The sequence below is a fragment of the Nonomuraea sp. B5E05 genome (genome assembly GCF_039880665.1).
Classification (GTDB): Bacteria; Actinomycetota; Actinomycetes; order Streptosporangiales; family Streptosporangiaceae; genus Nonomuraea.
Genome location: NZ_JBDPMJ010000006.1, coordinates 356,136 through 368,478 on the forward strand (window position 1 = coordinate 356,136; position 12,343 = coordinate 368,478).

General features: G+C 70.4%; 12 protein-coding genes. 7 read left to right on the forward strand and 5 right to left on the reverse strand.

The features are described 5' to 3' along the window. The first annotated feature begins 167 nt into the window (after nt 1-167). Complete coding sequence (locus ABGB01_RS14530) at nt 168-665, forward strand: inorganic diphosphatase (RefSeq protein WP_347773792.1); 498 nt, start codon at nt 168-170, stop codon at nt 663-665. Between the two features lie 3 nt (nt 666-668). Here ABGB01_RS14530 and ABGB01_RS14535 read toward each other — a convergent pair whose 3' ends face one another. The 4 genes from ABGB01_RS14535 to ABGB01_RS14550 all read right to left on the reverse strand — a co-directional run bounded on the left by ABGB01_RS14535 (nt 669) and on the right by ABGB01_RS14550 (nt 5,975). Then, complete coding sequence (locus tag ABGB01_RS14535; protein ID WP_347773793.1) at nt 669-1,778, reverse strand: C40 family peptidase; 1,110 nt, start codon at nt 1,776-1,778, stop codon at nt 669-671. Between the two features lie 78 nt (nt 1,779-1,856). Then, nucleotides 1,857-3,317, reverse strand: a complete 1,461-nt coding sequence (locus tag ABGB01_RS14540; RefSeq protein WP_347773794.1) for a sigma-70 family RNA polymerase sigma factor — start codon at nt 3,315-3,317, stop codon at nt 1,857-1,859. 182 nt (nt 3,318-3,499) lie between these two features. Further along, nucleotides 3,500-4,360, reverse strand: coding sequence for a hypothetical protein (locus ABGB01_RS14545; protein WP_347773795.1), 861 nt, complete (start codon nt 4,358-4,360; stop codon nt 3,500-3,502). A gap of 4 nt (nt 4,361-4,364) precedes the next feature. After that, the gene (locus tag ABGB01_RS14550; RefSeq protein ID WP_347773796.1) at nt 4,365-5,975 is read right to left on the reverse strand and encodes an ATP-binding cassette domain-containing protein; all 1,611 of its coding nucleotides are present in this window, start codon (nt 5,973-5,975) and stop codon (nt 4,365-4,367) included. A gap of 152 nt (nt 5,976-6,127) precedes the next feature. On the opposite strand from ABGB01_RS14550, the gene ABGB01_RS14555 reads away from it, so the two are divergent. The 6 genes from ABGB01_RS14555 to ABGB01_RS14580 all read left to right on the forward strand — a co-directional run bounded on the left by ABGB01_RS14555 (nt 6,128) and on the right by ABGB01_RS14580 (nt 10,939). Then, a complete protein-coding gene (locus ABGB01_RS14555; RefSeq protein ID WP_347773797.1) occupies nt 6,128-6,286 on the forward strand; it encodes a hypothetical protein in 159 nt (52 codons plus the stop codon). A gap of 146 nt (nt 6,287-6,432) precedes the next feature. Next, nucleotides 6,433-7,599 carry a DUF4185 domain-containing protein gene (locus ABGB01_RS14560; protein WP_347773798.1) on the forward strand — a complete coding sequence of 389 codons (1,167 nt, stop codon included), beginning with the start codon at nt 6,433-6,435 and terminating at the stop codon, nt 7,597-7,599. After that, nucleotides 7,596-8,606, forward strand: coding sequence for a DUF4432 family protein (locus ABGB01_RS14565; protein ID WP_347773799.1), 1,011 nt, complete (start codon nt 7,596-7,598; stop codon nt 8,604-8,606). The genes ABGB01_RS14560 and ABGB01_RS14565 overlap by 4 nt, the downstream gene beginning before the upstream one ends. Further along, entirely contained in the window at nt 8,603-9,373 is a 771-nt protein-coding gene (locus ABGB01_RS14570) for an SDR family oxidoreductase (RefSeq protein ID WP_347773800.1), read from the forward strand. Before ABGB01_RS14565 ends, ABGB01_RS14570 begins: the two co-directional genes overlap by 4 nt. A gap of 232 nt (nt 9,374-9,605) precedes the next feature. Continuing rightward, on the forward strand, nt 9,606-10,025 hold the full coding sequence (locus tag ABGB01_RS14575; RefSeq protein ID WP_347773801.1) for a peptidase inhibitor family I36 protein: 420 nt from the start codon (nt 9,606-9,608) through the stop codon (nt 10,023-10,025). Between the two features lie 80 nt (nt 10,026-10,105). Next, on the forward strand, nt 10,106-10,939 hold the full coding sequence (locus ABGB01_RS14580) for a hypothetical protein (protein ID WP_347773802.1): 834 nt from the start codon (nt 10,106-10,108) through the stop codon (nt 10,937-10,939). On the opposite strand, the gene ABGB01_RS14585 is transcribed toward ABGB01_RS14580, so the two are convergent. After that, on the reverse strand, nt 10,898-12,334 hold the full coding sequence (locus ABGB01_RS14585; RefSeq protein WP_347773803.1) for a peptidase S10: 1,437 nt from the start codon (nt 12,332-12,334) through the stop codon (nt 10,898-10,900). The genes ABGB01_RS14580 and ABGB01_RS14585 overlap by 42 nt on opposite strands. Nucleotides 12,335-12,343 lie beyond the last annotated feature (9 nt).

The window sequence follows — 12,343 nt, forward strand, 5'->3', positions numbered from 1 at the left end:
ACGTCGCCCGCCCTCTCTCCAGTGTTCGCCTACGAGACATTAACGCCCAGCCGGGGGTGCCCGGGGGCTGAGCGGGGGAGAGAAGCCCGGACCGGGCCCCGGGGAGGCGGGTGATCGCGTTCCCGAACGCCTGGCGAGGTGCTCTCGACCCATGAGAGAGGACCGCGGTGGAGTTCGACGTTGTCGTAGAGATTCCCAAGGGGCAACGGAACAAGTACGAGGTGGACCACGAAACCGGGAAGATCAGGCTCGATCGGCTCCTGTTCACCTCCACGCAGTACCCCGCCGACTACGGCTTCATCGAGAACACCCTCGGTGAGGACGGCGACCCGCTGGACGCGCTGGTGCTGCTGCAGGAGCCGACGTTCCCCGGCTGCTACATCACGTGCCGGGCGGTGGGCATGTTCAGGATGACCGACGAGAAGGGCGGCGACGACAAGGTCCTCTGCGTCCCCTCGACCGACCCCCGTATGCACCACATCCAGGACATCCATCACGTGTCGGAGTTCGACCGGCTGGAGATCCAGCACTTCTTCGAGGTCTACAAGGACCTCGAGCCGGGCAAGTCGGTCGAGGGCGCCAACTGGGTGGGCCGCATCGAGGCGGAGGCCGAGATCGAGCGCTCCTTCCGCCGGGCCAAGGACGAGGGACAACACGGTCACTGACCGTCAGCGGGGCCTGGTGGCGCCCACCAGGTCCCCGCGGTAGATCGAGGCGACCCGTACGACGTCGCCGGTCTGCGGCGCGTGCACCATCTGGCCCCGGCCGACGTAGATCCCCACGTGGTGGATGGTGCCGGGGTCGTCGCTGATGTGGCCGAAGAACACCAGGTCGCCGCGGTGCAGCTGGTCGAGCGGCACGTGCGGGCCCGACGTCCACTGGGTGCCGGTCCAGTGGTCGAGCCGCACGCCGACCTTCTCCCAGGCGCGCATCGTGAGCCCGGAGCAGTCGTAGGTGTCGGGGCCGTCGGCCGCCCACACGTACGGCTTGCCGAGCTGGGTGAGCGCCCAGTTGGCCGCGACGTTCCCCAGGGCTGAGCCGCGGGAGACGAGTCCGGCGACCGACGCGGCCGCGGCCTTGCGGCGGGCCAGCAGCTGGGCGCGGGTGCGGGCCGCGTCGACCTTGCGCTGGAGATGCTCCTCGCGGGCCCGCAGCGCCTTCGTTTCACGCAGCTGCCTGGCCACGGCCTCCTTGGCGGCGATCTTGGCGAGTCTGGCGCGTTCGGTGGCGGCCCTGTGGGCGGCGTAGGCGTTGGCGGCCTCGATGCGCAGGATGGTCGCGACCTCCTGGGCGTCGCGCATCCTGGCGAGGATCGCGGCCCGCTCGCTGCTCATGTGTTCGAGCACGCCGGCCCGGTGCAGCAGGCCGCTTGTTTCGCCCCGGTCGATGAGGATGCCGAGGAACGGCTCCCTCATCGCCACGCCGCCGTAGGTCTCCGCCGCGAGCAGGGCGACGTCGCGCCGGGCCAGCTCGACCTCGGCGTCGGCCGCCGCGAGGCGCGCCTTGGCCTGCTCGTTGGCCTGCTCGGCGTGCCTGAGCTGGACGAGCTCCCCGTTGTACGCCTCCACCAGCCGCTCGACCTCGGCCGCCAGCCGGTCGAGCCGTGACTGGGCGGTGGCCAGCTTGGCGCTGTTCTCCCCAAGCCGCTTCGACCGCTCGCGTACGGTCTGGCGGGCCTTCTTGACGTCACGCGAGGAGGGGACGGGCTCCGCCATGACCGGCGGGCACATGCCGACCAGCAGGCAGCCTGCGAGCAGCCCAGCCCGGAATGCGCGCATAGGTCCCCCTGGAAACAGATGGTCACTCTATGCACACAGTCCCCGGCAATTCACGTGCGTAACAGGGGTTTACGCAGGTCAGCCGCTTTCCGTAGGCGTTGGCGAAGGTTCCTCGGTGTGCGGTGGGGTGGCCGTTTGCGTCGGCTTGGTAGTGGTCGGGGTGGGCGTCACCGTGACGGTCGGGGTCGGCGTCATGGTCGGGATGGGGATGGGGGTGCGGGTTGGGGTGAAGGTCCGGGGCGGCCCGCCGGTGGGCCTGAACGTGTGCCGCGGCCGCGAGGGTCTGACGGGAGGGGGCTCCGCCAGGGACGGCTCCACCGGCCGTACGTGCGTCGGAGGGAGGCCCGGCGGCCGGCCCTGCCCGCTGGGCCGCGGGGCGGGCGACGGCGGCGGGGCGCCGGTCGGCGAGGGCATCAGGGGCACGGGCGAGGGGATGACCAGGGGCGGCGGGAAATCGGGCGACTCCGTGACGCCGAGCGGGCGCATGGTCGTGGCGTCGACGATGGGCATCACGGTCACCGGCTGGTTCTTCGGCTCGCCCTGCCAGGGCAGCCTGATGCCGGGCGGCTCGCCCGTCGGGGGGAACGCCGCCGTCGCGACGCCCGACAGGCCGCCGTTGTCCCTGCCGATCTGCTGGAAGATCACCGCTATCGCCACCACGGCCGCGACCGCCGCCAGCGCGCCTGCCAGCGCCTGAGGCCACCTTCCAGCGCCCTTGTCCGTGGGAACGGGAAACCCGGCGGCTCCCAGGCCACTCGTCCGCCTGGCGACGTAGCGCCGGTAGGGCAGCAGCTCCGGGTCGCCGAAGCAGCTCAGCACCCTGACCCGCAGCGCCTCCGGCAGCGCCACGGTCGGCAGCAGCGCGTAGACCTTGGTGACCGACACCTCGCGGGCGCGGTGGGGCGCGCAGGTCTCGCAGTGCGACAGGTGCCTGATCAGGTGCTCGCGCATCTCCTGGGTCAGCCGGCCGGAGAAGCCGGCGAGGATGCGGGCGCGCGCCGGGCAGTCGTACGGGCCCTTCCCGGCCAGGATCTCGGCCGTGAGCGCGCCGCCCAGGCGCTCGCGGGCCTGCCCCATGACCTGCTCCACCTGGCGCGGCGGGAGCGCGAGGACCTGGGCGAGGTCGGCGGCGGGCAACTCGTGCCGGTAGGCCAGCTCCAGCGCCTCGCGGTCGGCCACGGGCAGGCCGTGAACCGCGTTCCACGCCATGACCCGCAGGTCGGCGTCGGCCGGGTCGTCCAGCGGCGGCGCCTCGGCCAGCGCCTGCGCGGGGCCGGGCGGGGCGCAGGCCCTGCGGCGCAGGCACTCGGCGCGGGCCAGCGCGTACAGCCAGGTACGCAGCCTCCCCGGGTCGGCCAGCGCGTCCGCGTGCGCCTCGGCCGCGATCAGCGTGTCGCGGAGAGCCACCTGAGCGCCGTCGCCACTCATGAGGAGGGACCAGCAGTAGCGGTAAATGCTCTCCGCATAGGCGTCGTAGAGAGCGGCCACGGCGTCGGCGTCGCGGGCGCGAAGGGCTTCGACCAGAACGCGGTCATCCATGTGACCGAAGGTAATGGATCGGTAACTAGTAGTTCCACCATTTCCGCGCCGTTGGCTCGGCTTGTCGGGCCGCATGTTCGGGTTCCTGATGAATATTCGTGATGGCCCTCTGTGCCTCCTTTGCACCCACTACGACCTGTGCGACCTGTGCGACCTGATTTATCGAGCTTTGCAGCAGAAAATCATTGCTTGTACTTGGAGACGATCTCGGTGCTCCGGTCCACCGCGAACGGCTCGGTCGTCGGCTTGACCGTGTGCACCGGCAGGGCGCCGCCGAGCGCCAGATCCTCGTAAGGGCGACCGGTCGATCCCCAGGTCCGCGCCACGATCTGGGTCTTGGCCACCTTGGCGCGCGCGGGCACCCCCGACACCGTGAGGATGAAGCGCGGCGGGCGGCCCGCTTTCACGTCATCAACGAACGTGCTGCCGCCGGCCAGAAGTTTGCCTGATTTGTCGCGCAGCAGCGCGTTGACGACGAGGCTGCTCGCCGCCGTCCGATAAGGATTGTCCACATACCCGGTAATAAGGTATGAGCCGTCTTTCTGGCGCAATGTCTGGGTCCGGGTGATGGGAAACTCCCGGAACGCCGACGGGATGCGCGCCGCCAGCCGCCACTGCGCGGGACGGTACTGGATCGTCACCTTGGCCGGCTTCTCGGTGGCGGTGGCCTGGCCGGTGAAGGCCAGCGACCCGCCCGGCGGCACGGCGTCGAGCGGCTGGTCCATCCTGACCACCTCGGCGCCCTTCATGTCGTGCCCGACGATCGTGGCCACCACGTGCTCGCCGAAATGCCATGGGTTGGTGTTGCTGAGCACGCCGGCCCAGTTGACGGCATATCCGTCGGCGGATTTGACGATATTGGAGACCTGCTCCTTGAGAGCGAGCGGCTTGAGCTCTTGTACGGGTTGTTCCTCGCTCGCGCACCCGGTGAGGCAGATCGCCCCGAGTGCGAGGAGGCTGACGGTTCGGCTACGCGGGATCACTTTGCCGTGATAACCCGTGCATGGGCACGGGTGGCAGAGGACACGCGCCTGCCGTACCAAGTCTTTAACGCGGACGTACGACCCTGGACTCGTCCCAGACCGGCTCGGGCGACTCGTAGACCGTGCCGTCGGAGCCGAAGACCAGGAAGCGGTCGAAGTCGGCGGCGAACCAGCGGTCGTGGGTCACCGCCAGCACCGTGCCGTCGAACGCCTCCAGCCCCGCCTGCAGCGCCTCGGCGCTGGCGAGGTCGAGGTTGTCGGTCGGCTCGTCCAGCAGCAGCAGCGTGGCCCCCGACAGCTCCAGCAGCAGGATCTGCAGGCGGGCCTGCTGCCCGCCCGAGAGCGATTCGAAGCGCTGCTCCGCGACCCTGCCCGCCAGTTCGTAGCGGGCCAGTGCCTTCATGGCTTCGTTCTTCAGCCGGGCGTGCTCGGTCATGACGATGTCGACAGGGGTGCGGCCGAGCAGCTCGGGCCGGGCATGCGTCTGGGCGAAGTGGCCGGGCACGACGCGGGCGCCCAGCCTGGCCACGCCCTCGTGGCGGACCTGCTCGCCCGCCAGCAGGCGCAGGAAGTGGGACTTGCCCGAGCCGTTGGAGCCGAGCACAGCGACGCGCTCGGCGTACCAGACCTCCAGGTCGAACGGGCGCATCAGCCCGCTGAGCTCCAGCCCTTCGCAGATGACCGCCCGCTTGCCCGTGCGGCCGCCCCGCAGGCGCATCTTGATGTTCTGCTCGCCCGGCGCCACCTCCGGCGGCCCCGCCTCCTCGAACTTGCGCAGCCGCGTCTGGGCGGCGTGGTAGGCGGGGGCCATGCCGTCGTTGTAGCGCGCTTTGTTCTTCAACATGGTGACCAGGGCCTTGAGCTTGGCGTGCTCTTCGTCCCAGCGCCTGCGCAGCTCGTCGAGCCGCTCGTTGCGGGCCCTGCGCGCCTCGGCGTAGGTGGCGAACCCGCCGCCGTGGATCCAGATGCCGCCCGACTCGACGGTGACGATCCGGTCGGCCGCGTTGGCCAGCAGCTGGCGGTCGTGGCTGACCAGCAACACCGTCTTCGGCGTCTCCTTGAGCTGCTGCTCCAGCCATTCCTTGCCGGGCACGTCGAGGTAGTTGTCGGGCTCGTCGAGCAGCAGGGTCTGGTCGGGGCCGCGCAGCAGCGCCTCCAGGACCAGCCGCTTCTGCTCGCCGCCCGACAAGGTGGCCACGTCGCGATATTTCACCCGTTCGTACGGCACGCCGAGCGCGGCCACCGTACAGGTGTCCCAGAGCACCTCGATGTCGTAGCCGCCGGCGTCGGTGTAGTCGCTGATGGCCTGCGCGTAACGCATCTGCGTCTTCTCGTCGTCGCGCTCCATCATCGCCAGCTCGGCCTCGTCGAGCCGCTCGGCCGCCTGCCGCACGGCGGGGGGCGCGACGCCCAGCAGCAGGGCGCGCACGTCGCTGCCGTCGCGCACGCTGCCGATGAACTGGCGCATCACGCCCAGCCCGCCCGAGCCGGCCACGGTGCCCTCGACCGGCTGGAGGTCGCCGGCGATCAGCCGCATGAGCGTGGTCTTGCCCGCGCCGTTGGGCCCGACCAGCGCCGCCTTCACGCCTTCGCCGATCCGGAAGGACACGTCGTTGAGCAGGGGCCGCCCGTCGGGCAGCACGTATGTCAGATGTCCTACTTCGACGTGGCCCATGCGCGCAGGCTACCGGGCCCGTTCGTGAGGGAGCATCCCCTTTTCCGGCCGCTCGGACAAGCTCGGTCTGGTAGAAGATGCTGGCCTTGCGGGCCTTCGGTACGCCCGAGGCGAGCCCCAGGCACAGGCGAGGACCGCCGGAGGTGAGCTGGATGGCCAAGCCCTCCGGCTCACGGAAGTCGAGCGACCTGCCCGCCTCGGTGCGCGCCCGCTGGACGCGGCTGCCCGTGCGCGGCGCCCGCCACGGCCGTGGCGGCGACGCCCGCGCTGATCTTGAGCAGGCCGCTGCGGGTGAGCGGCACGCGTGGTGACATCTTCACCATCCGTTCGGCTGGGGGGTGTACGCAGCGTCACTCTAGTGGCGGGAGGTCCAGGTTCCGGCGAATCCCGCAGGACTCTGGACAGCAAGTGATCTAATGACTAGAACTGTAGGGAGCCTCCTCCCCTAGGACCAGTGATGACGCGATTCCGCTCTGCCCTCGCACCCCTCGCCATCGCGTTGGCCGGCCTGACGGCCGTGCCGCAGCCGGTCTGGGCCGCGCCTCCCAAACCCGCGCCCTCCGCCGCACCACATGAGCAGCCGGCCACCGCCGCCTCCGAGTGCGCCCCGACCGTCGCGGGCGCCACCACGAACGCCCGCCTGACCACGTTGTTCACCACCTACGGCAACGACAACAGCCGCCTGGACGACTGGACGGGCGCCGACGGCACCTATTCGCTCAGACTGCCCGGCGGCAAGGAGCTGTGGATCTTCTCCGACACCTTCCTCGGCCAGGTCAACGCCGACGGCTCGCGACCGCCCGTGGTCGAGGAGGGCGGCACGACCGTCTTCCTGAACAACACGTTCGCCGTCGAGCGCGACGGCAGGCTGTCCACGATCTACGACGGCACCGCCGAGAAGCCGACCGCGGTGATGCCGCCGCGCGACGAGGACCACTGGTTCTGGGCCGGCGACGCGACGCTGGCCGGCGGCGTCGTGGAGGTCACCTACCAGGAGTACGAGCGGTTCGGCGACGGCGCGTGGGACTGGCGCTGGCACCGCAACGTCGTCGCCAGGTTCGCCCCCGGGCGGCTCGACGAGCCGATCAGCGTGCACGACCTGCCCTCGGGGCACGGCGTCTCGTGGGCTTCGGCGACCCTGAAGGACGGCGGATACACCTACGTCTACGGCGTGGAGGATCTCGGGTCGCCGAAGTACATGCACGTCGCCAGGGTCAAGGGGCAGAGCCTGCTGGGCCGCTGGGAATATCTCAGGGCCGACGGCACCTGGTCACCCGACGAGGCCGACTCGGCGCGGGTGATGAGCGGGGTGGCGAACGAGTACAGCGTCAGCAAGGTCGGATCGGGATATGTCCTGATCACTCATGACACCACCGAGGCGCTCAACCCGAACATCGTCGCCTACTCCTCCTGCTCACCGGCCGGACCGTTCACCGGCAAGCAGCACGTCTACACGACCCCCGAGACCAAGGGCGACGTCTTCACCTACAACGCCCACGCCCATCCCGACGTCGAGGGTGACGGGCTCGTGATCTCGTACAACGTCAACAGCTTCGTGAACACCGACCACTACCGTGACGTGTCGATCTACCGGCCCCGATTCCTGGATGTGACGTTCGAGTGAGGCGTAACTGGGCGGCCCGCCTGCGGCACGTCACCATCGACGGGCTGCGGGCGGTCGTGCTGGAGAACGAACGGCTGCGCGTGACGGTCGTGCCGGACAAGGGCGGCGACGTGGTCGAGTTCCTGCACAAGCCCACCGACACCGACTTCGTCTGGCTCACCCCGCAGGGCCTGCGCAACCCGCGCGACCACCTCCAGGGAGCGGCCGACGACGTCGCCCAGTTCGTCGACCACTACGAGGGCGGCTGGCAGGAGGTCTTCCCCAGCGGCGGCGCGCCGAGCGAATACCGGGGCGCGCGGCTGGCCCAGCACGGCGAGGTCTCGGGGTTGCCGTGCGAATGCGAGGTCGTGGCCGACTCCGAGGAGGAGGTCGCGGTGCGGTTGCACGTGCGCACGCGGCGGCTGCCGTACGCGGTGGAGAAGGTCTTCCGGCTGCGGTCGGGCACGGTGGCGCTGGAGATCGAGGGGCGGGCCACCAACGAGTCGGACCTCCCGCTGCACGCCATGTGGGGCCAGCACATCGTGTACGGCCTGCCGTTCCTGCGACCGGGCGCCAGGATCAGGCTTCCCGAGGGCGTCACCGTGATCCCGCACGAGAGCGCGATCGGCCCCGGCGGGCGGCGGGTCCGGGCGGGCGGGCCCTGGCAGTGGCCGGTCGTGCCGGCGGACGAGGGCGGCGAGACGGATCTGAGCGTGGTGCCGGAGCGCGGTGCGCCGAGCGACATCGTGTATCTGACCGGCTTCGACGAGGGATGGTACGAGATTTCTGGGGATATCGGTATGCGGGTGGAGTGGGATGCGACGCTCCTGCCGTACCTGTGGATGTGGCAGGAGCTCGGTGCGTCCACCGGCTACCCCTGGTGGGGGCGGGCCTACACGGTCGGACTCGAGCCCTTCTCCAGCATGCCCACCGACGGCCTGGCCGCCGCCGTCGCCAACGGCACGGCCCTCACCCTGAACCCCCACGAGACGAAGGAACTGCGGTTGCGCGCGGAGGTGCTGGCATGAGCGAGTTCGGCGGGAAAGTCGCGCTGGTGACGGGCGGGTCGATGGGCATCGGCCGGGCGGTGGTCGACCGGCTGGCCGACGGCGGGGCGTCCGTGGTCTTCTGCGGCACCGACCAGAGCGCCGAACTCGACAGCGAGCACGTCGTCGGCCGGATCGCCGACGTCCGCAGCGCCGGCGCCATGCGCGACCTCGTGGACCTGGCCGTGGCCAGGTTCGGCGGGCTCGACATCGTGGTGACCTGCGCGGGCGTGCAGCGCTACGGCACGGTCGAGGACACCCCTGAAGAGGTCTGGGACGAGGTGCTCGACATCAACCTCAAGGGCGTCTATCTCGCGTGCAAAGCGGCGGTGCCGAGGCTGCGGGCCCGCGGCGGCGGCTCGATCGTGATCATGTCGTCGGTCCAGGCGTTCTCCTCGCAGGCCCAGGTGGCCGCCTACACCGCGAGCAAGGCCGCGCTCAACGGCCTGACCAGGGCCATGGCGCTCGACCACGCGGCCGACGGGATCAGGGTGAACGTGGTCTGCCCCGGCTCGGTCGACACGCCGATGTTGCGCTGGGCGGCCGACCTGTGGCGCGGCGAGCTGTCGCAGGAGGAGCAGGTGGCGCAGTGGGGCCGCTCCCACCCGCTGGGCCGCGTGGCCAAGCCCGATGAGGTGGCGGAGATGGTGGCGTTCCTGGCGGGCCCGCGCGCGTCGTTCATCACCGGGGCCGAGCACCGCGTGGACGGCGGGCTGCTGGCCCAGAACCCGGCAGCGCTTCCGGAGTAGGTCGAGCGGAGACCACGGGTTCCTCCACCGGCCCACCAGAGCCGGCAACAGTTCCGTCAACGCGACGAAAGGCCAAGTCACAGGACTGATACGAGTGAGTCGGCGGGCCAGGGCACGCGACCTTGCACGGGCGCGCAGCCCTTACGGGATCGGCGAGTCACCACGACTCGTGTTCGATTCGGCACGCTAAGTTACCGAGGTCGAAAACGACTCACCGATCGAGGAGAGACCTGTGAGGCTATCCAAGAAGGCCGCCGGCATCGTCGCCGTGGCCGCGATGTTCACCGTGGCCGCCCCCGCGGCCACCGCGGTGGCGAGCCCCCGCTCGACCTGCTACGGCGGTCGTGTCTGCCTGTACGCGGGCTTCGACTACAACCGCGGCCAGATCGACCACTGGCGCGACTTCGTCCAGGACGACTCCAACCTTGCCGACAACAACTGGCTGAACTGGGACTTCAGCAACACCTGGCACAGCATGGACAACGAGACCAGCTCGGTCAGGAACCGGGTCGGTTGCAGCGCCACCCTGTGGCAGCACCCCGGCTACACCGGCGCGCACAGCACGTTCACGCACAACTCGAACGACGGCTACCTGTCGAACAACGCCATCGGCAACAACCGCACCAGCGCGATCGACATCTGGTGCCGCTGAGAAATGACGGGAGTGCCGGTTTCCGGGCTTGGCCGCCGGAAACCGGTCGCCGGGGGCTCCTCGCGAGCACGCTGCTGCTGGTGGCGTCGGCCGCGGCCTGTGCCGCCGACGAGCCCGCCGAGCCTGCGGCGCCCGGCAAGGACGCCGCCGCGATGACGCAGCTGGTGCTGCCGTTCGACGCCTACAAGACCACTCCCAAGCAACGGGCCGTTCTGGGCAATGCCCACAACCATCTCGTCGTCCAGTGCATGCGCGAGCGGGGCGACACCGTCACCCCACCCGCCGAGGACGCCGACACGATCGCCGCGGTCGATCCCGGCAACTCCCGCCGCTACGGTGTCTCGGACATCGAGGCGGCCAAGCAGTACGGCTACCACCTGGCCAGGCCGCCCTCTCCCGACACGACCGGCGCGTGGGCCGCCAAGCTGCCCAAGCCCGTCCGCCACCGCCTGTACGGCACCGCCGCCGACCGCGGCTGCCTGGACCGCGCGACGCAGGCCCTGGACAAGGGGGCACGCAAGGCGGACTGGCCGTGGTTGTCGCTGCAGGACTCGCTCACGCTGGAGCAGGCGGCCAAGGACCCCTCGGTGAAGGAGGCGGTCAGGCGCTGGCAGTCGTGCATGAGCCAGGCCGGCCACTCCTACCCGTCGCCGGAGGCGGCCATCGCCGACAGCCGCTGGAACCTGGACGATCCGGAGGTCAGCGAGGAGGAGAAGCAGACGGCGACCGCCGACACCCGGTGCAAGTGGTCGTCGGGCCTCGTGCTGGCCTGGTACGGAGCCGACGCCGAACTGCAGCAGGAAGTCATCGCCGACAATCCCGGGCGGTTCGCCGCGCTCCGCGCCAACCTCAAGCAGCGGCTGAAACGGGCGTCAAGCCTGCTGGCCCAGCACAAAAGCGGCGAGGTCGGCTGACTGGCGCAGCCTGCTGGGCTCGTGGACGTACATCATGTGGCCGGCCTCGTAGTACTTGAACTCGACGTTGGCGGCCAGCTCCGCGGGCACCGGCAGGTGGGCGAGGGCGTGCTCGGCGGCGTAGTAGGGGGTCGCGCCGTCGTGGTAGCCGCTGGCCACGTGCACGCGCAGGTGCGGGTTGGCGCGCATGGCGGCGGCCAGCTTGTCGGTGACGCTGACGTGCGCGCCCTCGAACTCCTTGAACGACCACGGGTAGACCCGCGAGGTGAGCACCTCGTACGGCAGGTCGTTGGCGTAGCCGAGCTCCGTGCGCAGGTAGTGGTTGAGCCCCGCGCTGTACGGCCCCATGATCGCGTTGATGCTGGGGTCGGCGAAGAAGCGCTCGCGCCCCGCGTCGGGGTCCCAGCCGGTGAAGCGCCCGTCGAGGCGGCCGACGACGCGGCGGCGCGGGCGCAGCAGCTCGGTGAAGAACCGGATGTGCTCGATCCGCAGGTTCACCCGGTCGACGTAGTCCTCGCTGAGCCCGGTCAGCGCGGCGATCCTGGCCACGGCGGACGCGCGCTCATCGGTAGTGAGCCGGTTGCCGCGGGCCAGCGCCCACGGGTAGTCGCGCTCGGCGAACTCCTCGGCCTCGCGCAGCACGTCGGCCAGCGGCCTGTCGCCGTGCAGCCCGTGGTAGTGCGCGATGGCCGCGTAGGTCGGCAGGTAGAGGGCGTGGGCCAGGTCGTTGCCCTCGTTGAACTCGCCGGTGATGAAGTCGAGCACCGACGAGATCAGCATCACGCCGTTGACGTACATGCCGTAACGCGACTGCAGGTGCTCGGCCAGCCCGGCGGCCCTGACCGTGCCGTACGACTCGCCCGCCAGGAACTTCGGCGACATCCACCGCGCGTTCCTGGTCGTCCACAGCCTGATGAGCTCGCCGACCGACTCCAGGTCGCCGGTGAACCCGTGGTACGGCTCCGCCTTCTCCCCCTCGGCCGCCCGCGAGTAGCCGGTGGAGACCGGGTCGATGAAGACCAGGTCGCTCACCGCCAGCAGGCTCTCCTCGTTGTCGGCCAGGCCGTACGGAGGAGGCAGGAGCGCGCCCGCGTCCCCCATGACGACCCGGCGCGGCCCGAGCACGCCCAGGTGCAGCCACACGCTCGACGAGCCGGGGCCGCCGTTGAAGGCGAACGTCACCGGCCGGGTCAGCGGGTCGGCGCCGTCCAGCGTGTACGCGGTGACGAACATCTCGGCCTTGGGGCGCAGGCCGTCGAAGGCGCCGTCGGTGTAGACCTCCTCGCGCAACACGATCGTGCCGGCGGTGGCGGTGTACCGTTCCCCCGACGGCAGGGTGTGGGAGGTGGTGACCAGGTTGTCGGCGGGCGGGGCGGGCCGCGAGGGTTCAGACATACCGCATCA

What these genes read in the sequence shown, in the direction of transcription:
- ABGB01_RS14535 (WP_347773793.1), bottom strand. Translation starts at nt 1,778, where the DNA reads ATGCGCGCATTCCGGGCTGGGCTGCTCGCAGGCTGCCTGCTGGTCGGC.
- ABGB01_RS14540 (WP_347773794.1), bottom strand. Translation starts at nt 3,317, where the DNA reads ATGGATGACCGCGTTCTGGTCGAAGCCCTTCGCGCCCGCGACGCCGAC.
- ABGB01_RS14550 (WP_347773796.1), bottom strand. Translation starts at nt 5,975, where the DNA reads ATGGGCCACGTCGAAGTAGGACATCTGACATACGTGCTGCCCGACGGG.
- ABGB01_RS14555 (WP_347773797.1), top strand. Translation starts at nt 6,128, where the DNA reads ATGGCCAAGCCCTCCGGCTCACGGAAGTCGAGCGACCTGCCCGCCTCG.
- ABGB01_RS14560 (WP_347773798.1), top strand. Translation starts at nt 6,433, where the DNA reads ATGACGCGATTCCGCTCTGCCCTCGCACCCCTCGCCATCGCGTTGGCC.
- ABGB01_RS14570 (WP_347773800.1), top strand. Translation starts at nt 8,603, where the DNA reads ATGAGCGAGTTCGGCGGGAAAGTCGCGCTGGTGACGGGCGGGTCGATG.
- ABGB01_RS14585 (WP_347773803.1), bottom strand. Translation starts at nt 12,334, where the DNA reads ATGTCTGAACCCTCGCGGCCCGCCCCGCCCGCCGACAACCTGGTCACC.